This window comes from Heliobacterium chlorum, from assembly GCF_014502795.1.
Taxonomy (GTDB): domain Bacteria; phylum Bacillota; class Desulfitobacteriia; order Heliobacteriales; family Heliobacteriaceae; genus Heliobacterium; species Heliobacterium chlorum.
This window is the reverse complement of the sequence record NZ_JACVHF010000011.1, coordinates 102,137-125,299: the sequence shown is the minus strand read 5'-3', so window position 1 is coordinate 125,299 and position 23,163 is coordinate 102,137. Positions and strand designations below refer to the sequence as shown.

Below are 23,163 nucleotides of genomic sequence, written 5' to 3'. Positions count from 1 at the left end.
TGGCGAAATAAGAATGCTAAATCCGAAGAAATTTTACGCATTCAAAAGAAGGTCAGGGTTGCCTGATGGGGCACTAGTCTAACCCCATTTTATATATGAGTAGTTTGGGTTCGAGTGAAAAGTAGGAGTGCAATTCGTTTGCCCCGTGTTATTGGAAAAGCTGAGTTTCTTTTCGCAGCGTTAAACACCTACGGGGGTTTGTGTTCAACTTTGGATTAACATCTTAGAACGATGTGATACCTATTGCAATCAAAACGCTAAAAACAAATCCACCGATATTGATGATTAGAGAGTTTTTCATGTAGTTCACCTCGTTTTAGTAATTTACTCTTTCCGTATTCTAGTCGAGGTGACTTAAAAATCTCTGAAAAAACGTACCGCTTAGCAGGGCAAACAAGTTCCCGAAAAACAATTACGCTCACGGCGATGAGGGGAAAATATATGAAGAAAAAGATTTTGTTTTTATGTACCGGAAATTCTTGTCGCAGTCAAATGGCAGAAGGCTTTGCAAAAAGATTGGGACCAGGTATCTTTGACGTTTATAGTGCGGGGATAGAAGCCCATGGCTTGAATCCTCGTGCTGTTCAAGTAATGTCTGAAGCTGGAATAGATATTTCCAAACAAACTTCCGATGTTCTCACAAAAGAAATGCTTAACGGAACCGACTTGGTCATCACACTTTGTGGTGACGCGAAAGATAAATGTCCCATATTACCTGCTGGATGTCAGCATGTCCATTGGGGGCTACAAGATCCGGCCCGGGCTACGGGAAGTAAAGAAGAAGTGATGTCAAAATTCCGTGAAGTAAGGGATGAGATTGCTTTCCGGATTCAGAAATTGGTGAGTGAACTTTAGTTTTCCATTTAGACGGTCCTGGTACCTACCAGGGCTGTTTTCTTTTTGACGAGCCCCCTGCAGATACCAGTAAGAGTGTAGGTACCCCAAACTAAAAAGACCCACGAACCATTTTTGATTAATGGCTGAGGGTACCGGAAATTCTCACATCGATACTCCGATGTGTCCAATAATTTTGAACCTGTTAATCTACAAGTTTTGTTGTGGCTTCTGCTATTTTATCGGTACTTTCTTGGATAGTACATATTGTAGCAGATCACTCCTCAATTAGAAGCAGTTTGTACTTGTGAGAAATTGTCTACGTTTTCCAATTTATTAAGTGAACCTTCAACGTTGTGTCATCAACTGCGTTATCGGATTAAAGAGCGGATAGAGTGAAGGCCTTAATACTGTTTCCAACAGCGAACCGAACTGTAACCCTTTGATTTCCTCACTCATACGTTTAAATGGAAAAAATCCGTTTGAAGGAGTGTATCTAATGCCTCATCGATATCCCTATTGTTCCCCGTGCCAATATGTTTCTCCTCTAAAACAAGAAACTTTACGGACTGTTGAACCCGTAGTTGAATACGGGCTAAGGGAAGCACAAATGGTATCTGTTCCTCACGCTATGAGGGAAGCGGTTGCTATAGCCTATTTAATCGGTAGAGGGTATGATCAGTATACTGCCCGGCAAATTGTCGAGTCGTGGGAGATTAACGAACGTTTTTATTGATATAAAAAAGAGCGTCTGGCTTCTTTAACTGCCATGACGCTTTTTAATCTTTAGCTAAGCCCTCATAGTAACAGCATATGGAACTTATTCGTATCATACTTACTATGATTTTTGTCAACAGAGTAATAACCCCGAAATTTATTTTTGAATAATGGTATCAACTGTTACGAACTCATATCCCTGCGAACGTAATAAATCAATCATTTCGGGTAGTGCTTCAACCGCTGCGTTCAATTGCCCGGGAATGGTGGCCTTACAATGTTGTAAAATAATACTTCCCGGTGTAACCTCTTTGTTCACTACATCTAGTATTTGATGCTTGGTTTTTCCTTTAAGGTCACGACTGTATATTGACCACTCAATGACTTTATAACCCAAGTTTTGAAGTTCCGTTATTATGGTTCCATTTATAGAACCATAGGGTGTCCGAAATAACTTGGTCTTCAGTCCTGTGATACGGTGTATCTCATTCTCTGTTAATTGAATTTCGTTCACAGCCTCGACTGTGGATAAATTAGTTAGTTTTGGATGATCCCAAGTGTGATTACCGATTGCATGACCTTCCTGTGCGATCTGTCGCAATACCTCCGGAAATGTATTCGCCTGTTTACCGACAATAAAGAATGTAGCTTTTACTCCTTTTTCGCGAAGAATATCGAGAATTCGCGGGGTGTAGAAATTATCGGGCCCATCGTCAAATGTTAATGCAACATACCTTTTATCGGAGACTCCTTTATAGAATAAGGTGCCTTGATATTCTTCTTGTAATGATTTCGCCTGTTCAGGATTAATATTGTAGTCTTGTAATTCTCTAACGGGGATCGTCGTATCGGAACCGGGATCAGTTAACCGTTTGAAGGGATTTTTTACGCAGGAAGATATTATGATCGTCGGAATAAGGATAAGCGTTATAGTCCGAGTATTCTTAATCATTAAATCTACGCCTTTTTTAATGTTCTTTGACTATATCATGTCCGCTTAATATCTCCTTCATTTACAAACTACATAACACCAAAGTGGAGCTTAATCTGCCCCTAAAAAACAATTTGTTCCAAACCCCATATCCCACCTGAACCCCTGTAATGGTCTACGTTCGACTTGACCCCTTTTGTTAAAAAGCACAAGCATCGTGAGGTGTTCCCCCCCCAGATTTGGGATGGCTGCTATTCTTTTTTATAAATTTTCTAAAAAACTTTACACAAAGACTCTTTACCGAGTAGTGATTGTGAGGTTATTCTTATTTTAAAGAGAGGGGGAATACTATATGACATTTAAAACCCGGCTTTCCTTATCCTTCGGACTCTTAATTTTATTCACGTGTATCTTAGGGTTTTTATCCGTCAATGCTACCCGCCTCATCGCAGATCAATCCAATGAGTTTTTTGAAGACCGCTTTATTCCCGTCGTTGATCTTACCACGGTCAATCATCGATTACAGAAAATCCGAATAAGCGCCTTAATGTCCGTCAGGGAAGACGATCCAAACCGTTCCAAGTATGCGAGCGAAGCAGCCGCACTTGAGCAGGAAATTAACGTGTTTATGGACAAGTACCGGTCAACCTATTTCGTCGATGAAGAGAAAAAAGCCATACAAACCTGGGATGACGCTTGGGGAAAGTACAGAGATGGGTTCCATCGAACATTTGACCTGGCATTGAAAGGCGACCTTAGGGCTGCCAAAGAAAACTCCTCTAAAGTTACCGCAGACTATGATAAAGCAGAAGATGCCATTCAACAGTTGAAATACATAAATGTAAGAGTCGGACAAGAACTCCATCAAAAGAACCTAACGGAATCTAAAAAAATTATATCGGCTTCATGGATCTTTTCGCTGATTGCAGCGATCGTCGGGATCGCGATTGCTTCCTTTGTAATCCGTTCTGTAGTTATTCCCGTAGGTGCACTGATAAATAAAGTTGAGGAAATTAGTGAACGAGGCGGAGACCTTACTCAACAAGTAGATGTCCGTTCAAAGGATGAAATCGGCCAATTAGGCAACGGAATCAATAAACTGATCACAAAACTACGCACATTAGTATCTGATGTGGCGAACGTCGCGGAAAAAGTATCTTCGGGAGCCAATGAATTAAATACGGTTACTTCAGAGATCACCTGTGCGGCAGAACAAGTGGCGATTACGATTAGCGAAATCGCCAAAGGGAATCAGCAAGTGGTAGAATCAGTGTCATCTTCCGTTGAGTTATTGCAGAACGTCAACCATATGAGTAACGATACATCTGAGATCATAGAGAAGACGACGACCCAAGAGTCGCGAACGGTAGCTCTGGTATTACAATCGGGGCAAAGCGCCGTGGATCAACAACGGGAGATGGTCGGTCAAAACAGCGACACATCAAGAAATGTCTCCGTAGCCATTCGTGATCTGGTCCATAAGACCGAAGCCATTCATACGATTGTGCAAACGATAACAGGGATCGCCAGTCAAACGAATCTCTTGGCACTGAATGCTGCCATCGAAGCCGCCCGAGCCGGTGAATATGGTCGAGGTTTTTCCGTGGTAGCGGATGAAGTCCGTAAGCTGGCCGAGGAATCGCTGCGGTCCGCCCAGGAGATCACAGAACTCATCGGTGATATCATAAAAAGTGTAGAAGATGTAGATAAACAAGTACACAATTCCGAAGTCATCGTGGAAAAACAAGAAAAAAGTGTCCAACAGCTACATCGAGTCTTTTCGGATATCAATCAGAGTACCGACGATATGGTTCTAAAAGTCATGAACGTCGGAGAAAAAAGTAAAGAAGTACAGAATGCGGTGAACGTTTTAAATGATGCAATGCGGCAAATCGCCGCCGTTACACAGGAAACGTCCGCCGGCTCGCAAGAGGTAGCGTCATCGACAGAAGAACTTACCGCTAATATCGAGCAAGTTTCAACGATGACAAACACCTTGGCCGAGATGGGAATGGACTTACAGCGACTCATGGGGCAGTTTAAATACTAAAAGTAAAATAGAAATCTTAAACCACAAATGATCAAAATCAATATAAGTAGATTTACCTCTTTAGCTTAAAAAGCCCGGTGATACTTTTGTAGCAAGTATCCCGGGTTTTATAGAGTTCTCAATTTTGTAAGCAAATTTTAAGTATAGGGAGTAAAATTGGTTGTCAGATGGACAGTCAACCAAAAAACGGTAAAAAATCGTGGCGTATCTATTACTATAGATCATATCTGTCATAAAAAAAATGCATTGTATTTATAGCTAACAACCCCGTATAATGCTCGTAAGTGAAAGTGAGATTATTCGCAAAATAGTGCTATAAAGACAAGGAAGTGATAATTGCACTACAGTATTGAGATGTATTATACCACAAAAATATGCTGAATAGGACAACTTTGACTCGTAAAAGCAAAGGTAAGAATGAATGAAGTGCAAGGGGAGTATGTATGAAAAAATTTAATATGAAACCGAAAGTGGTATTTGAAGCCGGTTCAATCAAATACCTGTCGACCTTGAAAAAAGGGAAAGCTTTTGTCATTACCGATCCTTTTATGATCAAGGCGGGATTTGCCGCTAAAATCCTCGAACTCTTAGAGGGCAATGAGATTGAATATACCCTGTTTTCGGACATAAAGCCTGATCCGCCGATCGAAACGGTCTCCCTAGGCGTGGAGCAGATGCTCAAAGCGGCCCCGGACATCATAATCGCTTTGGGCGGTGGTTCTACCATCGATGCGGCGAAAGCCATCTTGATGTTTACGCAAGATCTATCGAAAAAAAGCGGTGTTCCCTATAAAAGACCGCAGTTCATCGCCATTCCGACGACCAGTGGAACCGGATCTGAGGTTACGTCTTTCTCCGTAATTACCGTTAATAACCAAAAGGTTCCTTTGGTTCATATAGATATGTTACCCGATGTGGCGATTATCGATGCCGACTTGGTAAAGACGGTACCGCCGCAAATCACCGCAGATACAGCTATGGACGTGCTGACCCATGCCTTCGAGGCCTACGTATCGAAAAAAGCTTCCGATTACTCCGACGCTATGGCTGAAAAAGCGGTGAAATTGGTTTTTGCATATATCGTGAGAGCCTATAAAAACGGCAACGATATCGAAGCGAGGGAGAGACTTCACAACGCCTCCTGTTTGGCCGGGATGGCATTTAATAACGCCATGCTGGGAATCAATCATAGTATCGCTCACGCTATAGGAGGCGTTTTCCATATTCCCCACGGCCGGGCGAACGCCATATTGTTGCCTCATGTTCTCGCCTACAATGCCGGCTTGGAAAGCGAAAATGAGACGGTGACAGCGGCTAGATACGCTGAACTGGCCAAAGTTCTCGGTCTTCCGGCCCGTACCGTTCGGGAAGGCGTTCTCAATTTGATCTGTGCCGTACAAATTCTTTTGACGGAAACGAATACGCCGATGACCATGAAAGACCTTGGTATCAACAGAGGCGATTTCTTACAAAAGGTTGATGCCTTGGCCGATGCCGCCCTTGCCGATAAGTGTACAGATACGAACCCGCGAAAGCCCAATAAAGAGGAAATCGTTAAAATTATCACGTCGCTGTATGAGGGTTAACTCAATAGAAAGCTCTTCCATATGGAGACAAAGTACTATCCCTGAATCTAAGCGTAGACTAAGCATCATTACAAGTTAAAAGGCCCGAAAAGCTAGACCTCCACAGGGGCGTGGGTCAAGCTTTTCGGGCCTTTATTTTTATTCCGCATAGGGTAACTCGATATTAGAATTATGCACAGACAAGGTCTTTTGTTTTCATGGTCATATCTTCTTTCTTACGATTATGTTAGATTTACTTGCTACCTGTAATCTGGGTATAAGTCGTCGGTATAACATAAGTAGAAAGCTTGCCTTTGCCAAAAATGAGTTTGGGGCTGCCTAACATGAGCATATAGCGAATATCGATGATGGCTTTCATGAACATGGCCATCGTACCGCGTACTTTTATCCCAAAGACCTTACCGACAGCGTCGTGGGCACCCAGGGAAGCGACAGCCCCTTTCATAAAGGGAACAAAGCTCTTTAACTCCTGGCCTCCGCGCATAAGGGTTGCAATGTTTTGGGCGCAAACGTCAGACTGCAAGATGGCAAGTTGTGCCGTCGGGGGATAGGGCCGGCCTGTGCGCTTGTCCAGAAAAGCAGAGCAGTCACCTAAAACAAAGACATTATCATAACCGGGAATACGCAGATCGTCTCCAGCGGGAATTCTTCCTCGCGGCGCTTCAAAGGCACTACCGCAGACAACGCTGTTTCCCTGTACACCACCGGTCCAGATGACTGTAGCTGACTCAATTCTTTCTTCGCCCGCTTCAGTAAGCAAGGTCACTCCTTGAGGGTCCACTGATTTAATCCTCGTGGAAAGGCGGAATTCAACACCTAATCGTTCTAAAGCCTGTTTCGAGTAATCGGCTAAGTCAGGATCAAATCCTGCTAAAATCCCAGGAGCCGCTTCTACGTTGAGCAGTTGAACGCGGTGGGGATCGATAGCGTACTGCTCACAAAGAGATGGGATCCGTTCTGCCAATTCGGCGGCAAACTCGATACCGGTAAAGCCAGCGCCGCCAACGATGAAGGTCAGTTTTTCCTGCTCATCGTTACGATTAGCAAAGTTGGCGAAAAGGGATTCAATCTTACGGCGAATCTTTCGAGCACTGTTCATGCTGCGGATGGTTAAAGCATGCTTCATGATCCCGGGAATTCCGAAGGTAGCCGGTTCAAATCCAAGGGCGACGACCAGGTAATCATAGGTGAGCGGTTCCCCATGGCTAAGAATTACGCTACGCTCCTCTTTTCGAACTTCCAGCACTGTGTCTTTTATGAAATGAACCCGGTTCGTATCGATAACATCCTGAATCTGAATGGTGATACGATCCTCATCACCCGTTCCGGCAGCCACTTCGTGCAGCCATGTGGTCAGGTAGTGATAATTGTGTTTATTGACGAGAACAATCTCAGCCTCGTCGTTCGAGAGAAGATTTTGCAGGCGTCGGGTCGTTAAGATTCCGGCATAACCGGCACCTAATACGACAATACGAGGCTTTCTAGCTTCCATGACTGTTCCCTCCACATAAACGATTAATTAAGAATTTCACAACTCGGGTTTAAGAAAAGGCCATATTGACGCTGTAGAAGGTTTGGTCAACATCGCCTGCCTTTTGTCTATGGTATGATTATAGTTGAAGATCGTTTATGAATAAAATGCATATTCTGCATGGTGGGTATAAGTGAAAGACATACATAGGATTTAATCCTTGACAGAAAAAATCCATGACGGACATGTCCGGTCATGGATTTTTGTTTTGTACAATGAAGGATAAAAACTCTTTGGCCGCCGCTGGTAACGGAATCGATTTATGATGAACTACGCCGATATACCTCGGCGGTATCGGTTCTAAAGGTGTTACTTCGTAAAGGGAAGAGTCTCTCAATTCCTTGGAGATGAAATTTTTAATGACGCAAGCGACGCCGAAGTCGATCAAGGCAAACTGGATGAGCAATTCAAAGTCGCTCAGTTCGAATTCGGGCTTGATTGAAAGATTGTTTTGAGCAAGATATTTTTCAAAGTAGATTCTCGAACTGCTCGCCTTTTCCAAGAGAATCAGTGGATATTGAAGGATCTCCTTGATCGAACGGGGCGTCTCTGCTAGTTGTCGATACTTTTCTCCGACGACGAAACAGTCTTGAATCTTCATAACCTCGTAAACGGCCATTTGCTCCAGAGAGTATTGGTCATTGACCACGGGAAGATGAATAAATCCGATGTCCAGTTCACCCTTTTTGATCATTTTGATGATCGATGGGCTGTTCTGGTTGGTCACATGAATCCGAATTCCGGGATGAGCCCGTTTAAAATTTTTGAGGTGAGGAGGGAGGAAGTGTTTGCAAATCGTATCGCCGGCACCAAAGGTGATCTCACCTTTTTGTAATTCCTTCACTTCAGAGATGGTTTTTTCACCTAACGAAATGAAATTGAAAGCTTGTTCAATATAGGGGTAGAGAAGTTCCCCTTCTTTCGTTAGTTTGACCCCTTTCGGGGTTCTGAAAAAGAGTACACATCCACACCTTTCCTCCAGTTGTTGGATGGAACGGCTGACAGCAGGTTGTGTGATGAACAATTGCTCCGCGGCTCTTGAAATACTACCTTCCTTTGCCACTAGATAGAAGGTACGATACAGTTCCGTGTTAACAAACATATGCTCTCCCTTTATATCAACTATGTTGAATAAGCATTTTATTCTTTGTATAAGGTCAACTATAATGAACCTGTGAGTGAAAATGAATATATTCACAAACACCTTATCTCATCGTAGAGATATCTGCTTTAAAGTGTAACATAGGTTACACCCCCGTAGAAGAGTGCTGCTCTCATTCATTTAGAAACCTAAGAAATAAGACTGCTATCATTGACAAATAAAACGTACAGAGGAGTGTTTTTCATGAAAAAGTATGAGGTTGTAGTGAATGAAATCGGTGAAGCAATGGCTCAGTTGTTGATACAAGATATGTTGGTTCTTTTTGACGAAAACGCGCCCACCGATCTCTCCAGTTTTTCCGTCAACCACAGCAAAGGAAATCTTACTGAACAGGTAGCGGTCGGCGACATGCTTTATCTCGGTGATCGAAGCTATAAGGTTACGGCGGTCGGACATCGAGTGAATCACATCCTCAACCAGATGGGTCATGCCACTATTAAGTTCGACGGTGCCGATGTGACGCGCCTGCCTGGTTACATTCATGTAAAAGGAAAAGACCCCGTGCATATTTCCCTCGGAGAAAAAATCGTCATCGCATCGTAAGAATTGCTGCCTAGGGTAAAGCGCAAATCACTTCCAAGAGAATATATTGGATTACCTCGTAAGTATGGAAGTGATGTTTCATGGAGTATCTCACATTAGGTTCTACAGGTCCTTTTGTGAAACTCGTCCAAAGTCTTTTGAACAGAATTGGGTATAATGCCGGTCCCGTCGACGGTATTTTGGGAGATCAGACGTTCCAAGCGGTCATCGCCTTTCAAGCGGATAGTGGCTTAGTCCCTGACGGTGTTGTCGGACCAGACACTTGGAACATCATAAATCAGATTTTGCGGGGCTATGATACCTATTATATTCGTCCAGGAGATACTATTTATAATATCGCACAAAGGTACCGTACGTCTGCCAGTGCGATTTTGACAGCGAACCCTGGAATAGACCCAAACAGTCTTTTCGTAGGCCAACCTATCGTGGTTCCCTACGGTATCGACGTTGTCTTTACGGATATCGACTATACTTACGAATTTATGGAGCTAAATATCCAAGCGTTAAAAGCACGATATCCTTTCATTGAAGTAGGTACCCTCGGCACTAGTGTGGCAGGGAAAAACTTATACTATATCCGATTGGGTACCGGTTCCAATCAAGTATCTTATAACGCTTCTCACCACGCCAATGAATGGATTACTAGCTTAGTACTCATGAAGTTTGTCGAGGACTTTGCTAAAGCCTATTCTGTAGGCGGAAGTATTCGAGGATATAGCATTCCAAGAATATGGGACTATAGCAGTATCTATATCGTTCCGATGGTGAATCCGGACGGAGTCAACCTCGTGGTAAAAGGCATACAACCGGGTAATCCCTATTATGAGCAGGTGGCACAGCTAAATGGGACAGGGCAACCTTTAGAGCGTGTATGGAAAGCCAACATCCGGGGAGTCGATTTGAACCTCAATTATCCTGCCGGATGGGAGGAAGAAAAACAAATTGAACTCTCTTTAGGAATTACCGGTCCTGCTCCGAGCGATTATGCCGGTCCATCACCGTTGTCAGAGCCTGAAACCGTCGCCATGGTTAACTTTACGACGCAGAATAACTTCCGGCTAGTCCTAGCATATCACTCCCAAGGTGAAGTGATTTACTATCAATATGCGGACTTAGCTCCCCCCGAGGCTTTGCAGATCGCTCAGCTATTCTCTCAGGTCAGTGGATATGCGATATCCGAAAATCCTGAGGAAGCCTCTTATGCCGGTTATAAGGATTGGTTTATCCAGGAGTACCGGAGACCGGGGTATACGATTGAAGTCGGCAGAGGTGAAAACCCCTTACCCCTGTATCAATTTCCTGAAATTTATGAGGCCAATGTAGAGATGCTGTTGTTAGCGGCCTTAGTTTGATCTGCCGCTTAGTCTGAGGGGTCCCATGGTTCAGCAGGTACGAGTATAAACTGTAATTCCGGGACAATATAATCAAGCACAAGCGCTCATCTGAACTGAGATCCCAAATTAACCGTTGTCGGGAGAGCAGTAAGGATGAGTGTTTGCTTTACGAAACTCAAAAAGCAATGGGTATGATTATAGTTAATGCCCTATATGCTTAATATGCATTTTACTCATAGCGACGCATAAATTATAATGAGTCCATGAACCGAAAAGGAATTACTATCAACCATCGGAAAAGAGCTCTCTAACCAAGTGCCCATGTGATCAGCTAACTTCTAACCTCCGTTACCATATATATAAATCAAGCCGTGGCAAGGGTTTTCTAGCCACGGTTTCTTTTTTTTACGCTTTTATATAGAGGTTCAAAGGTTGGTTACCTCGAGAGTGTTTATGTAACTCAAGGGCTAACCGCTTCTTTTAGGAAGATGCATACATGATGGGTTTATACGTGATATTCTATCTCGTCAATCGTCGATTCTAAAATGGATATGGTCTTGCGGATTTTCTGGCCTCTTTCATTATCCTTGTTTGCGTCATCACTATTTTTTAATTCAGCCACCATCGCCTTGAGTTGCTTCACCACTTGTAACATAAAAGGCCTCCTTACGTAGTTATTATTACAATTCGTTTGCTCGATTATTTCTAATGAGTTTCATCGCTAAGGTTTACGAATCTGTTCCCCCTGCCATCATAACATATAGCTGAGTTTGTATCGATTTTTAGTTTCACTGACTGAAGGAGTAGTTTTAGAATTGTCGAAACTAGACTAAGCACCATAAATCACAAACCATCCTATTTGAATAGACGCATTAGAAAAACAAAGCCATGCCGTATTATACAACACTTAATACACATAACTGGAGGTAATTATGCACAAAGGAATCGCAGCGTCATCGGGGATTGCCATCGGAATCGTACATGTCCTTCAAGATGAGCCGATAGCGGTAAATACGTCGCTGGTTCATGAAAACGATGTCAACAAAGAGCTGGAACGACTGGAACAGTCCTTACACCTCTCCAAAAAGCAACTAAAAGAGCTCCACGAAAAAACGGCAAATGAATCAGGGGAAGAGAACGCACGCATCTTTGAGGCCCATCTCATGATCTTGGACGATGATATGCTTCTAGATGAGATCAAAAATAAGATTTGTAGTGAACGTTTCCATGCTGAATATGCCCTGTCCCAGGTGGCCGAAGTTTACATGAAGATGTTCAGTGAAATGGAAGATGACTACCTAAAAGAACGTGCCGCCGATATCAAAGACATCAGCACTAGAGTGATCAAAAACCTGCAGGGCCGATCCGTCGATGCGCTTGCTAATATAGCTCAGGAAGTCGTCATCGTGGCCAAAGATCTGTCTCCTTCTGATACCGCCCAGATGGATAAAGACAAGGTTAAAGCGTTTCTCACCGATATCGGTGGTAAGACATCCCATACGGCGATCATGGCGAGATCTATGGAGATCCCGGCAGTGCTCGGCCTTGGTGATATTACCGTTCAGGCAAATAAGGGAGATCCGGTGATTGTCGACGGAAATAAGGGTATCGTCTACCTGAACCCAGATCAGGAAACGGAAGAGCGGTATAGGATTTTAATGAAGGAATACGGTCAGTACCTTCAGGAGCTAAAAGCAGTAAAAGAACTTCCTGCAGAGACTCGAGATGGGCGGCGTAAAGTAGAACTGGCTGCGAATATTGGAACGCCAAAAGATTGCAAGGGCGCTTTGGAGAACGGCGCTGAAGGGGTTGGTCTATTCCGAACGGAGTTTTTGTACATGGATCGTGCCAGCTTGCCCTCCGAAGAAGAACAATTTCAAGCTTATCGAGAAGCAGCAGAAAAAATGGCGCCCTACCCCGTCATCATTCGGACGCTGGACGTTGGCGGGGACAAGCAACTGCCCGCCTTGGAGATGCCCGATGAGATGAATCCCTTTCTCGGATGGCGAGCTATTCGACTGTGCCTCGATCGTACAGATATCTTTAAGACCCAACTGCGGGCGATACTTCGGGCCAGCTACTACGGAAAAGTGCGCATCATGTACCCCATGATCTCCGGCGTCAAGCAAGTCCGTCAGGCCAACCAAATACTGGACTCAGTGAAAACCGAACTAAAAGGGGAGGGAATTCCTTTCGATCACCAGGTTGAAGTCGGCATCATGATCGAAATCCCCTCAGCCGCCCTCATCGCAGACTTGCTAGCGAAGGAAGTAGACTTTTTCAGCATCGGTACAAACGATTTGATTCAGTATTCTATCGCCGTCGATCGCATGAATGAACGGATCGCTCACCTCTATGACCCTCTTCACCCGGCAGTTCTTCGCCTGATCAAAAATGTCATCGATGAATCTCATAAAGTGGGTATCTGGACGGGCATGTGCGGGGAAATGGCTGGTGATGAAAAGGCAGTGCCGATTCTTCTCGGACTTGGGCTTGATGAATTCTCCATGAGTGCTGCTTCGATACTGCCGGTGAAAAAAGTGATCCGCTCGCTCTCATACCAAGAAGCCGTAGAGATCGCCGACCAAGCGATGGAAATGGCCGATTCGGAGAGCATTAAAGCGATGATTCAACAGCGCTTATCTCCGAATGGAACTTGCCGTACTGAAAGTAACCACGATTAACCGGCTACAGATATTGACTTATCTCGTCGACCACATTATCGAGATGCTTCATGCTGGAATTGATATCTTTAATTTTTCGAGCCAGCTCCTCAATATTAGCGAGTACTTCCTGTACAGAAGCGGTAGTTTCCTGGGTAGAGCCCGAAACGGAGGTTACATCTCGCACAATAGATTCATATGCCTGCTGTAATTGCTCGACCACGGCGTCCCACTTGCCGGCGTTTTCTGCGGCTTGCGCCGTATTGCTGGATATCTCATCGAAGACCGATTTAACGCGATTTTTTGCTTGATGACTCAATTGAAAGGCCTCTTGACCCGAATGGACGTGCTCAGAAACTTTTTGGATATGTAAAGCGATCTCATCGATGATGGTGGTCACCATTTCGGTAGACTTTCGGGAGTCGTCAGCCAATTTACGAATCTCTTCGGCGACGACAGCAAAGCCTTTGCCGAACTCTCCGGCTCGAGCCGCTTCGATCGCGGCGTTCAACGAAAGAAGATTGGTCTGATTCGAGATATTATGGATGGCTGTCAGGATGGTGCCGACTTGTCGACTCCGGTCATTCAATTCGTTCATCGAAGCGACAGTACCGTTGATGATATCTTTTACCGTGTCCATTTCCTCTGTCAGCGATCCGATCAACTCATTTCCCTTTTTGGTTAAGATGTCTGTACCATCTAGAATATCGTGTAAAGAAGTCGTCGCAGCGGCTACGGTTTGAACATGGTTGTTGCTTAGCTGAATGTTGGTATGTATATCGCTGACACTACGAGTTTGAGCCTCTAAGGTGTGAGCGATCTCTGTATAGGCATTGGTCACCTCTGTGGAATGCCCTTCCGTCACCGCTGCAATCACGTTTAAATCTTTCCGAAAGCGATCCAGGACGACAATCGAGTCTTTGATACTTTCTAAAATTAATTCGGTATTTTTCTTCGCTTCCTCAGCCTTGCGGTGATTTTCAGCAGACTCTTGCCGCAGCTTTTCGCTAAAGTTTCCTTGGAAGACCGTTAGGATGACAGATAACAGGAACATAAAGATTAACGCTGTCAAGCCGCGGATTCCATCCAAACCGGAATGGAGCAGTAGGTCAATTTGATCACTATAATACGCAGTAATCCCTGCTGTAATTAATCCAAAAGCGATGGTAGATCGATAGTCGTTATATAGGGCAATAATGGCAAGGGATACGTAAACGACGATATATCCCGTAATCAATTGCGTGGAAGACAGTACGATAGATATGGTAGTGCAAAGACCGAGAACAACGATGTAACGGGTATGCATGATCAAGACGCGCTTATAAACGAGGATGGATAGGATTACTGCGAAAAGGCCGCCGTTGATCGCAAGGGTATAGATCGAATCCCCTAAGAGCCCATTTGCCAGACCTTGCAGGATCCCCAAAATGAGTGCAGACCAATAGAGTTTGACGACAAACCGGTTACGCTGGTGGGTCAGCTCTAACAGTTCTTTCATCGTCGGAACCTCTCCTCTTCGGAACATCTCGAAAACAAATCATACCAAGAATAAATTTACCAACAAACATGTCTTCTCTAGTAAAAAGGAATCCCCTGCTGTGAACTTTAGGATATTTTGTCGAATGTTTTTTTGTGAGAAAAATGGGGAACAATCCTATGAGTAAGCATTCCTTTTGGGGGCGGACCTGTGTCGATAGAAATATCCATTCAAATCGCTTCAATCATTATCGTCGGCATCCTATTGATCTTGTTTGTACCTCGAGATAAGGTGCGCCATGCCCATGTCATCTTCTTCTTCAAACAACTGCTTACCTGGTTTTTAGGTCTCCTAGTGGCTGAATATGGCCTGATCGAATATCCATTACGTTTTTTCCAGAACGCTACTAAAGCAAGCTTTACCTTTGAATTCTTTGTATATCCCGGCATATGTGTGTTATTCAACTTATTCTACCCCGAAAAAAAGAGCTTTTATAAAAAAGTGGTTCACTATGTATTATATACGACCGGGATTACCCTCTTCGAATCAATATTGGAAATTTATACAAACGCAATAAACTACATTCATTGGACTTGGTACTGGACGTGGATCACCGTCTGTCTTACTTTTGTGGCTTCTCGCTGGTATTACCGGTGGTACCGAGGCGATTTTTCGAAGCCGCCGCGAGTTCACTATGAATAAGTTGATGGGTTTCATCAAAAAAAGCGTGCCTCCCTTTCAGCGGGAGGCACGCTTAAACTTTATTTAAAATTATAGTTTTGAGTAGCTAGAGACCCAGTCCAAGGACTCAAAAAACACTTTGGGCACAATGTCCTCAGCCAGGGAAAGTCGTTGACAGTTCCGAGAAAACTTGTCCCATTCGCCATCGCGATAAGTTGCGACGAGATCTAAAAGCCAACGAAAGCGGTTCGGTTCCCCGCAAAGGGCTTGCTTCACATCTTGGGAAATAGGGAGGTCAGCCAATATTTCCGCAAAAGGCTTGCCGAATAAAATATCAAGGACAGAAAATAAGCCAAGCAGGAAAAGGTCTGACGATCTTCCTTTTAGTCCTACATAGGGTGCGAGCGTTTCACAGCATTTCGCCGTGATGAGGCTCGTATTGACGAGTTCCGGAAAGGCAATATCGCACATGTTTCGGAAGGTGATCAAGGTGACCCAGCGGGTAACCTCTTTTTTACCTAGTAGAACGATGGCGTGCCGGATCGATTCAATACGAGTCGAGAAGCCGAACAAGGAGGAGTTAATAAACTTAAGCAGCTTGTACGACAAGGATACATCTCGTTTAATGATTTCCTCTAACTTGTCGATCTCCAAATCGCCTTGAGACAGTTCTTTGATGACGGTCAAGGAATTTAAATTGCAATGAGGTAAATCACGGCTGGTGATCACTTCCGGTTTGCTAAAGAAATAGCCTTGAAACAAACTATAGCCCAAATCCAAGCCCTCTTGGAAGTCTTTTAATCCTTCGACTCTTTCGGCAAGAAACTTGATATTTGGGCGCTTTGAACAGGTTTTAATCAAACGGGCCCGTTCGCTTGGTTTGGTTGTCAAGAAATCAACCTTGATGATATCGGCTAGCTCGATGAGAGGAAGATATTTTTCGTGAAATACAAAATCGTCTAAAGCGATCTTATAACCGGACATTTTTAAACGGATACAGGCGTCGATGATATCCTTGTCAGGTTCTACATCCTCTAAAATCTCTAATACAACCAAGTCCTTAGGCAATAGAAAGGCCACATCTTCCAAAAGCAGATTACGGGTAAAATTAATGAAAGCCGGCTTCCCGTTGGTCATTTGCTGTATCCCGATCAATGAGAAGGTGTCCGTAATGACACCTTTGGTAGCATAGTCTCCGTCGGTATTTTTATAGTAGTTCTCCAGGCCGGAACGAAAGAGTAATTCATATGCGACAATGTTGTATTGAGTATCATAAATGGGTTGTCTTCCTACAAATATTTCCATGCCTATCCACCTGCTTTGGTGTTTCTCTTCCGGTCAAAACACTTTTTAATGAGAATACTTCTCCTAAGAGGTCATATATTCCTCTTACTTTTTCATTGAAAATCGGATAATTTTCACAATACAAACAAGCTAATAGCTTTTTATAAGTAAATGAGGGTGGACCAGGGCGGAAAAGGGTGGAATATAACGGCAGCGTTAGGGGAACCTAAGAAAAATTCTCGCAGGGGTATTTCATGCTCAAAAAATGGAAGCAAATAATCAAAAATATCTTTACCGTAGCTCCCCCGACTATGGACAAGACCTTTTCCTTGAGTCCCAATCGGGGATTGTACAATGTGAAGCTGGCTCGGCAGTTAAAACAAGCACAGGCGCGGCTTCCTGTTACGCCGCTGCCTGATCAGCGGTCAGAGTTGGAAGGGTTATTAAAAGACACCTTCCACGGGCGGCGCAATCCCGATTTTACCTATCGAGTTTTTGATTTTCCTTGGGGCAACCTGTTCATCGCTTTCTACGATAGTCTCATCGACGCGAAGATGGTTCAAGAGTCCATTATCAATCCCTTATTGAACACCTCACCGGTTGATACTAACGTAGAAATTACAGATTTACTGGGGATGTTAACAGACTGTCACGTAGTCCAGAATGTAGATACAGTGGAGTCGTTGGTGCAATATATCACCAAAGGCTATCTCTTTATTTTCTTGGACGGGCATTCGCAAGGTCTGGTGTTGGAGGTTGCTGCCGACAAAGGCCGGGCAGTGGAAACCACACAAACCGAGTCGGTTGTGACGGGGCCCTATGAGGGGTTTGTCGAAAACGTCCACAAAAATCTCTACCTGCTTCGCCGAAGGTTGGCCTCCGCAGACTTTATCGCCGAGAAATTGCCAGCCGGCCGCCGTGAACGGGGACCGATGTATCTCTTATATTTTAAAGGGATTACTAATCCCAAACTGGTCCGTGAGATGCGGCGAAGACTGAAATCGTTAGACGTCGACGCTTTTTATAATTTGTATAGAGTGGAACAATACATTCAAGACAACCCAAGATCCCTTTTTTCTCAGATGACATTAACGGAACGACCGGATCGGACGGCAGCTTTCTTGTTGGAAGGTTCAGTCGCTGTACTCATGGAAGGAAGCCCGTTGGCATTAATCGCCCCCGTAACGTTCTGGTCGCAACTCCATTCACCGGAAGACAGTTACTTTCGCTGGCCTGTGGCCTCTTTCGTCCGGATAATCCGGGTTTTTGGGATGATCGTCACCATATTCTTGCCGGGGTTGTATGTAGCATTCGTTAACTTTCATCCCGAGATGATTCCTACAGAATTGCTGATGTCAATTGCATCGTCCCGGGAGCGAATCCCACTTCCTGCGGCTCTGTCCCTGCTTTTTTTGGAAATCGCCTTTGAGTTTATTCGTGAAGCGGCTCAACGTGTTCCCAAATCGATCGGTCCTACGATTGGCATTGTTGGAGCGATCATTATCGGGCAAGCTGTCGTGGAAGCCGGCGTCGTGTCCCCGCTGTCAATCATCGTTATGGCCATGACGGCGTTGGCTGGTTTTTCCCTGCCCCAATTTCAAGTTACCTACACCTTGCGGATCATTCGCTTGGGGATGTTAGCGGCAGGTTCCATCTTTGGCATTTACGGAATCTTGTTGACCATGATTGTTCTCATCTGTCATCTGGTTAGAATCAGATCATTCGGGATTCCCTTTCTAAGTCCATCGAGCCCACTCTTCGCCAAAGAGGAAGACGTGCTATGGCGACCACCTCCGTTTTACGATGAAAAGCGCCCTTCACTTTTGCGACCGCTAAATCTGAAAAACCAAGCTACGGTCACAAGGCCATGGTCGCCTCAAACCCCGATAGAGCTGTCTTTATTGCGGAAAGAACAATTCCACAAACGGAAAGGGTAATCAACCTTGACGAAGTTGTTCAAGCAGGATGGTCATGTTGGTGTGATTGAGACCTTCGGCAGTATGGTGATGTTCATATTTTTAGATATCATGATGGTCTATCCGAGATCGGTAACGGCTGCAGCATCAACAGCTGCTTGGCAAGTACCGATCGTTACCCTCTTTTATACGATACCCTTTTTCTACGTTCTAGATCGTTTACTATCCGCGCATCCGGGGAAATCGTTCCTTGGTGTAGTTAGACATTTTTGGGGGAAGGGAATAGGAACCGGGATTGGACTTCTTTCTTTTATTTTGCTGATAAGTTTTGTGGGGTATCAAGTTCGGGTATTCGGTGAATTTATTATCACTACGATTTTACCGAACACACCGATAGCGGCCATCATCATTGCCTTAATTTTAGTCATGTGTGCCCTCGCTTACTATGGAATAGAAACGATTACACGAATCTCTTGGAATGTATTCCCTTGGATTATCGTTGTTTACTTGAGTGCCTTAGCCTTAGTAATACCCTTTGGAAATACCTATAACTTAGCGCCTATTTGGGGAAACGGGATTTTAGCTACGATGGAGACGGGAGTTCTACAAATTGGGACCTACAAAGAAATTTTCATGCTGGGATATATTGCGCCGCTTTTTCGACAACACCGTTCTTTTCGGCAAGTCGGATACGGTGTGCTGTTGTTTACCACGTTTCTCTACGTGATCTCTGAAGTGAGTTTCATTATGGTTTTTCCACCGCCGACGAGTGACCGGATTGGGTTTCCTCTTTATTCACTTCTCAGGGTAATTTCTTACGGCGGATTGTGGCAGCGGTTAGATCCTCTGTTCATCTTTGTTTGGGCTACGATGACCGCGATCGGACTCGCAGCAGGCTTGTATTTCTGCGCCTTAATTTTTGCTCAAACTTCTCGTGCTTCCGATTACCGGCCCTATGTGTTCCCCTTAGCGGTTCTCCTCATTTCAGTCGCCTTTATTCCACGCTCAGCGCTGGAAGCTGTCCGTCATTATGAGGTGATCTCCAATTCAGTGGCTGTTCCTTTTTTCGTTCTACCCTTGCTATTGTGGATATGGATGAAAATCACAGCCCTCTTGAGGCGGAATCCATGATTAAGTTCAGTGCTGTCGTAATTATACTTTGCGCCATGATATGTTTGACGGGATGTTGGGATAATCGTGAAGTGGAGACTCGGGCCTTTGTCATGACGATGGGCGTCGATCGCAGTAATGATGGGAATTTGGACGTCATTTTTCGAATCGCTGTACCGGGAAATATCTCACAAAAGGGAGGTCAAGGTGCTCAGGATGGTATCCCGGAAGTGACCAAACCAGTAACGGTAACGGCTCGATCCATCGCCGAAGCGATTGGTATTGCCAGCGCCAATGTGGAACGGAGGTTAGATTTTCGTCATCTACGACTGGTTGTCTTTGGTGAAAAACTGGCCAAAGAAGGATTAGGACCGCATTTGGATGTACTGGTTCGAACACCGCAATTTCGACGAACCGTTTATTTATGGGTGGCTAAAGAGGGACAGGCAAGAGATATCTTTCTCGACAACGTACCACTACTGGAAAAGAGCATCTCTCGCTGGGTGGAAGGAATCGAGCGAACGGTAGTCGATCAAGGATTTAGCCGAATACCGACGCTGCATGAGTTTTTGATCGAAACGGAATCGAAGAATGTATCGGCAACATTGCCCATCGTGGGGATCAACCAGTTGGTTAAGTCGGAAAAAGAAGGCGAAAAAGTGGTTCCCGTTCCAACAGACAAGTATCATGATAAGATATCTCCCTTAACGAAAGAACCCCCGGCGAAAACGACGGAAGATGTACCCCGTTCCGGTGGAAATCCACTCGAGTTTTTAGGAATAGCCATTTTGCACAGCGGAAAGATGGTAGAAAAGTGGTCTGGGTGGGATGCACGTATCTTTGATTTGCTCCGAGACCGCTATCGAAGAGGATTTTGGACGTTTACTGACCCCAGTGATCCGACAAAAACCTTTACGGTAGAGTTAAATCGCTCACGACCGCCGCATGTTTCCATCGAATGGAACGGCGATCAGCCTGATATTTTTATCGAAGTCAACTTGGAAGGGAATATAAGAGAGATTGAATCATACGAGCCTTATGTAACGACGGAGAACATTCACCTCCTCGAAGAAGAGATGGAGCAAAAGATCTCGCAAGAAATAGTAAATGTAGTCGGAAAAGCGCAAAGAAAAAAGGTAGATCCCTTTTATCTGGCAAGATTCGTTCGGACGAGTATTCCCACAATGCAGGAATACGATAACTTGGATTGGGAACCCCGCTTTTCGACGGCTAGAGTCAGCGCAAGTGCGAACATTATGATTCGCCGTCCCGGGTTACAGATTCAAACGCCGACGCCAAATCCGATGTAGCGGTAAAATCTCGTCTAAGGGCGGGATTTTTTTTGAACTCGAAGATTTTCGTAGATAATTCATAAGCATCCTATATAATGAAATTAAGAATTCTAGATAAACAATAGAAGATCGGAGTAACGTCGTGAAGAAGAAATTAACCATAGTTGGTATCCTAATCAGTCTTTTTTTCATCATGATGTACTTTGGAACATCTGAGTCGGGATATCGCATTGTAAGCCACCTCTTCGCCCAAAATGGATCAGCTCTGGTAGAGGATTTTCGAACCTTGGGCTGGGAAGCTTGGCTTATTTCTTTTTTGATCGTGGTCCTGCAGAATTTTCTTGGATTTTTGCCTAGCATCTTTATGTCGGCTCTTTTAGCAGGTGTTTTTGGAATTGGCCCCGCTTTTTTCATCTCTTGGGGTGGCGAGGTCGTAGGGGCTCTGGTGGCTTTTATCCTGTTCCGGTATTACGGACGATCTTATGCCGCTCAATGGATGCAAAAACGGGAGAAGCTTAGCCGCTTAGATGCCTGGACGGCTCAGCACGGTTTTATGAGCATGTTCCTGATCCGGGTGGCTCCGATGGTTCCTTCTGGAGCGGTTAATTTTGCTGCTGCCCTCAGCTCAATCAGTTTTTCGGCTTTTTTCTGGGGAACTTTTTTTGGAAAGATCCCGAGCATCTTCTTTGAAGTGGTGCTCGGAAATGATATCTGGGATCCGGCAGGCAATGCCGGTAGGATTGTCATCGTGTTGTTGGTACTGGGACTGGTGACGTTGGGGTTGAAATTTTATTTTAATAAAAAAGACAACTCATTTTTGACATAAAGAAAAGCGTGAGCCCAGGATTAGGTCTCACGCTTTTCTCCATAAAAATCATCGAGGTATTGGACGATGGTTCTAGCAAACTGCCGAATATCTTCGAGATTAGTCTCGATGATGTTTTGCAATATGGCCATATTCAATCGCGGGTACGCATGGACGGCGATATTACGAAAACCAACCAAAGATTTCAGCGCCTTTTCAAGACGAGAATGAATGACTCCTTGACGGTGAAGAATTTCAAACATATCTCGACTGGTTTGTGGAATTCCCCAGCCTTTTATGGCGATGACATGAGCAGCTAAATCGATAGCGATTTCACACATTCGTAGAATGTTGAGCAAAACTGTTGTACATGAGAATTAGCTAACTGATATAGGCGTTCCTAGTAAAAGAAAGTATTTGAAGCTCGCACTCACAGAATCTGCGTAAAAGAAAATCCTCGGTGATGTTCAGTTGAACATCACCGAGGATTTTTCTGGTGGTTTTCTATTTAGATTCCTGGTTGATAGTGGTGCGTTTGCGGCTGATTTTATCGCTTTTGGGAAGACGAATCTCCAGGACGCCGCTGCTTTGCAGGTTCGCATCAACGGCTTCAGCACGAATGCTGGTAGGAAGCGCCACAGTCCGGTTGATGACGAGGTTGTTCGTACCCGTCCAAGCGGTACCGGAGATGGTGAGCGAGTTGTCGGTCACGTTGAGGCTCAGGTTGTTGAGGGGAACGTTGGAAACGTAGGCGGTAACTACGACATCGCTGGAAGTCTCCGAAATATCGACACTCGGTTGGGCGATGACATTACCGGAGATCGCCACGGGGGCAAAGTTGGTCATACCGGTCCAGCCGCTACCCAGTTGATTGAATTGACCGGCAGAGATTACGGGAGTCGTAGAGATGACAGGGCTCGTCGAGAAGTTAATGGATGGCTGGGAAAACTGGCTCGCCGAAATCATGGGATTCCAGGAAGATTGGATACCCGTCACCATCGGGGTGGTCATCGTGGCGAAAGTCCCTAGATTTCCGGACGATTGAATCCAGTTGCCCGATACGGGGATGCTGCTTTGCATGGCATTGATCGTAGAGGTCGGAATCAGGCTGTAATTGACGGTCGTACCCATATTGGAAATGCTCGACGAGACAGGGATGAAGCTCGCATTTGTACTTGCCATCTGCTGGTTAGTGATCATGAAAGACCCTCCTAAAAATATCATCGTCGTTGGTCGAATGTCCTCTA

19 protein-coding genes are annotated in these 23,163 nt (G+C 44.7%); 11 read left to right on the top strand and 8 right to left on the bottom strand.

From position 1 onward, the window contains the following. Nucleotides 1-441: 441 nt before the first annotated feature. Nucleotides 442-855, top strand: a complete 414-nt coding sequence (arsC, locus tag H1S01_RS11885) for an arsenate reductase (thioredoxin) (RefSeq protein WP_188040704.1) — start codon at nucleotides 442-444, stop codon at nucleotides 853-855. 853 nt (nucleotides 856-1,708) lie between these two features. Here the strand turns inward: arsC and H1S01_RS11880 are convergent. Beyond that, entirely contained in the window at nucleotides 1,709-2,503 is a 795-nt protein-coding gene (locus H1S01_RS11880) for a polysaccharide deacetylase family protein (RefSeq protein ID WP_188040703.1), read from the bottom strand. A gap of 331 nt (nucleotides 2,504-2,834) precedes the next feature. Here H1S01_RS11880 and H1S01_RS11875 point away from each other — a divergent pair, with 331 nt between their 5' ends. Together H1S01_RS11875 and H1S01_RS11870 are read left to right on the top strand one after the other, a co-directional pair. After that, nucleotides 2,835-4,532 carry a HAMP domain-containing methyl-accepting chemotaxis protein gene (locus tag H1S01_RS11875; RefSeq protein WP_188040702.1) on the top strand — a complete coding sequence of 566 codons (1,698 nt, stop codon included), beginning with the start codon at nucleotides 2,835-2,837 and terminating at the stop codon, nucleotides 4,530-4,532. A 443-nt stretch (nucleotides 4,533-4,975) separates the two neighbouring features. Continuing rightward, nucleotides 4,976-6,118 (top strand): 1-propanol dehydrogenase PduQ, encoded by a 1,143-nt coding sequence (locus H1S01_RS11870; RefSeq protein WP_188040701.1) that lies wholly within the window; start codon nucleotides 4,976-4,978, stop codon nucleotides 6,116-6,118. 232 nt (nucleotides 6,119-6,350) lie between these two features. Here the strand turns inward: H1S01_RS11870 and H1S01_RS11865 are convergent, their stop codons facing one another. Both H1S01_RS11865 and H1S01_RS11860 read right to left on the bottom strand, forming a co-directional pair. After that, complete coding sequence (locus tag H1S01_RS11865) at nucleotides 6,351-7,610, bottom strand: NAD(P)/FAD-dependent oxidoreductase (RefSeq protein WP_188040700.1); 1,260 nt, start codon at nucleotides 7,608-7,610, stop codon at nucleotides 6,351-6,353. Nucleotides 7,611-7,842: 232 nt separating this feature from the next. Next, on the bottom strand, nucleotides 7,843-8,751 hold the full coding sequence (locus H1S01_RS11860) for a LysR family transcriptional regulator (protein WP_188040699.1): 909 nt from the start codon (nucleotides 8,749-8,751) through the stop codon (nucleotides 7,843-7,845). A gap of 243 nt (nucleotides 8,752-8,994) precedes the next feature. Here H1S01_RS11860 and H1S01_RS11855 point away from each other — a divergent pair, with 243 nt between their 5' ends. Next, nucleotides 8,995-9,354, top strand: a complete 360-nt coding sequence (locus tag H1S01_RS11855; RefSeq protein WP_188040698.1) for a PTS glucitol/sorbitol transporter subunit IIA — start codon at nucleotides 8,995-8,997, stop codon at nucleotides 9,352-9,354. Nucleotides 9,355-9,434: 80 nt separating this feature from the next. Then, entirely contained in the window at nucleotides 9,435-10,706 is a 1,272-nt protein-coding gene (locus H1S01_RS11850; protein WP_188040697.1) for a M14 family metallopeptidase, read from the top strand. A 487-nt stretch (nucleotides 10,707-11,193) separates the two neighbouring features. On the opposite strand, the gene H1S01_RS11845 is transcribed toward H1S01_RS11850, so the two are convergent. After that, complete coding sequence (locus tag H1S01_RS11845; RefSeq protein ID WP_188040696.1) at nucleotides 11,194-11,343, bottom strand: hypothetical protein; 150 nt, start codon at nucleotides 11,341-11,343, stop codon at nucleotides 11,194-11,196. Nucleotides 11,344-11,620: 277 nt separating this feature from the next. On the opposite strand from H1S01_RS11845, the gene ptsP reads away from it, so the two are divergent. Beyond that, nucleotides 11,621-13,372 carry a phosphoenolpyruvate--protein phosphotransferase gene (ptsP, locus tag H1S01_RS11840; RefSeq protein WP_188040695.1) on the top strand — a complete coding sequence of 584 codons (1,752 nt, stop codon included), beginning with the start codon at nucleotides 11,621-11,623 and terminating at the stop codon, nucleotides 13,370-13,372. A 4-nt stretch (nucleotides 13,373-13,376) separates the two neighbouring features. On the opposite strand, the gene H1S01_RS11835 is transcribed toward ptsP, so the two are convergent. Beyond that, the gene (locus H1S01_RS11835; RefSeq protein WP_188040694.1) at nucleotides 13,377-14,849 is read right to left on the bottom strand and encodes a methyl-accepting chemotaxis protein; all 1,473 of its coding nucleotides are present in this window, start codon (nucleotides 14,847-14,849) and stop codon (nucleotides 13,377-13,379) included. Nucleotides 14,850-15,038: 189 nt separating this feature from the next. Here H1S01_RS11835 and H1S01_RS11830 point away from each other — a divergent pair, with 189 nt between their 5' ends. Continuing rightward, entirely contained in the window at nucleotides 15,039-15,530 is a 492-nt protein-coding gene (locus H1S01_RS11830; protein ID WP_188040693.1) for a CBO0543 family protein, read from the top strand. A 69-nt stretch (nucleotides 15,531-15,599) separates the two neighbouring features. Here the strand turns inward: H1S01_RS11830 and H1S01_RS11825 are convergent, their stop codons facing one another. Beyond that, the gene (locus tag H1S01_RS11825) at nucleotides 15,600-16,814 is read right to left on the bottom strand and encodes an EAL and HDOD domain-containing protein (protein WP_188040692.1); all 1,215 of its coding nucleotides are present in this window, start codon (nucleotides 16,812-16,814) and stop codon (nucleotides 15,600-15,602) included. Between the two features lie 233 nt (nucleotides 16,815-17,047). Here H1S01_RS11825 and H1S01_RS11820 point away from each other — a divergent pair, with 233 nt between their 5' ends. The 4 genes from H1S01_RS11820 to H1S01_RS11805 all read left to right on the top strand — a co-directional run bounded on the left by H1S01_RS11820 (nucleotide 17,048) and on the right by H1S01_RS11805 (nucleotide 21,937). Continuing rightward, nucleotides 17,048-18,730 carry a spore germination protein gene (locus H1S01_RS11820; RefSeq protein WP_188040691.1) on the top strand — a complete coding sequence of 561 codons (1,683 nt, stop codon included), beginning with the start codon at nucleotides 17,048-17,050 and terminating at the stop codon, nucleotides 18,728-18,730. Between the two features lie 6 nt (nucleotides 18,731-18,736). Further along, nucleotides 18,737-19,840: a GerAB/ArcD/ProY family transporter gene (locus tag H1S01_RS11815; protein ID WP_188040690.1), complete on the top strand. Its 1,104-nt coding sequence runs from the start codon at nucleotides 18,737-18,739 to the stop codon at nucleotides 19,838-19,840. After that, nucleotides 19,837-21,129: a Ger(x)C family spore germination protein gene (locus H1S01_RS11810; protein ID WP_188040689.1), complete on the top strand. Its 1,293-nt coding sequence runs from the start codon at nucleotides 19,837-19,839 to the stop codon at nucleotides 21,127-21,129. Before H1S01_RS11815 ends, H1S01_RS11810 begins: the two co-directional genes overlap by 4 nt. A gap of 124 nt (nucleotides 21,130-21,253) precedes the next feature. Next, nucleotides 21,254-21,937: a VTT domain-containing protein gene (locus H1S01_RS11805; protein ID WP_188040688.1), complete on the top strand. Its 684-nt coding sequence runs from the start codon at nucleotides 21,254-21,256 to the stop codon at nucleotides 21,935-21,937. A gap of 20 nt (nucleotides 21,938-21,957) precedes the next feature. On the opposite strand, the gene hepT is transcribed toward H1S01_RS11805, so the two are convergent. Both hepT and H1S01_RS11795 read right to left on the bottom strand, forming a co-directional pair. After that, nucleotides 21,958-22,275 carry a type VII toxin-antitoxin system HepT family RNase toxin gene (gene hepT / locus H1S01_RS11800; protein ID WP_279286999.1) on the bottom strand — a complete coding sequence of 106 codons (318 nt, stop codon included), beginning with the start codon at nucleotides 22,273-22,275 and terminating at the stop codon, nucleotides 21,958-21,960. A gap of 145 nt (nucleotides 22,276-22,420) precedes the next feature. Beyond that, nucleotides 22,421-23,116: an Hsp20/alpha crystallin family protein gene (locus H1S01_RS11795; RefSeq protein WP_243237257.1), complete on the bottom strand. Its 696-nt coding sequence runs from the start codon at nucleotides 23,114-23,116 to the stop codon at nucleotides 22,421-22,423. Nucleotides 23,117-23,163 lie beyond the last annotated feature (47 nt).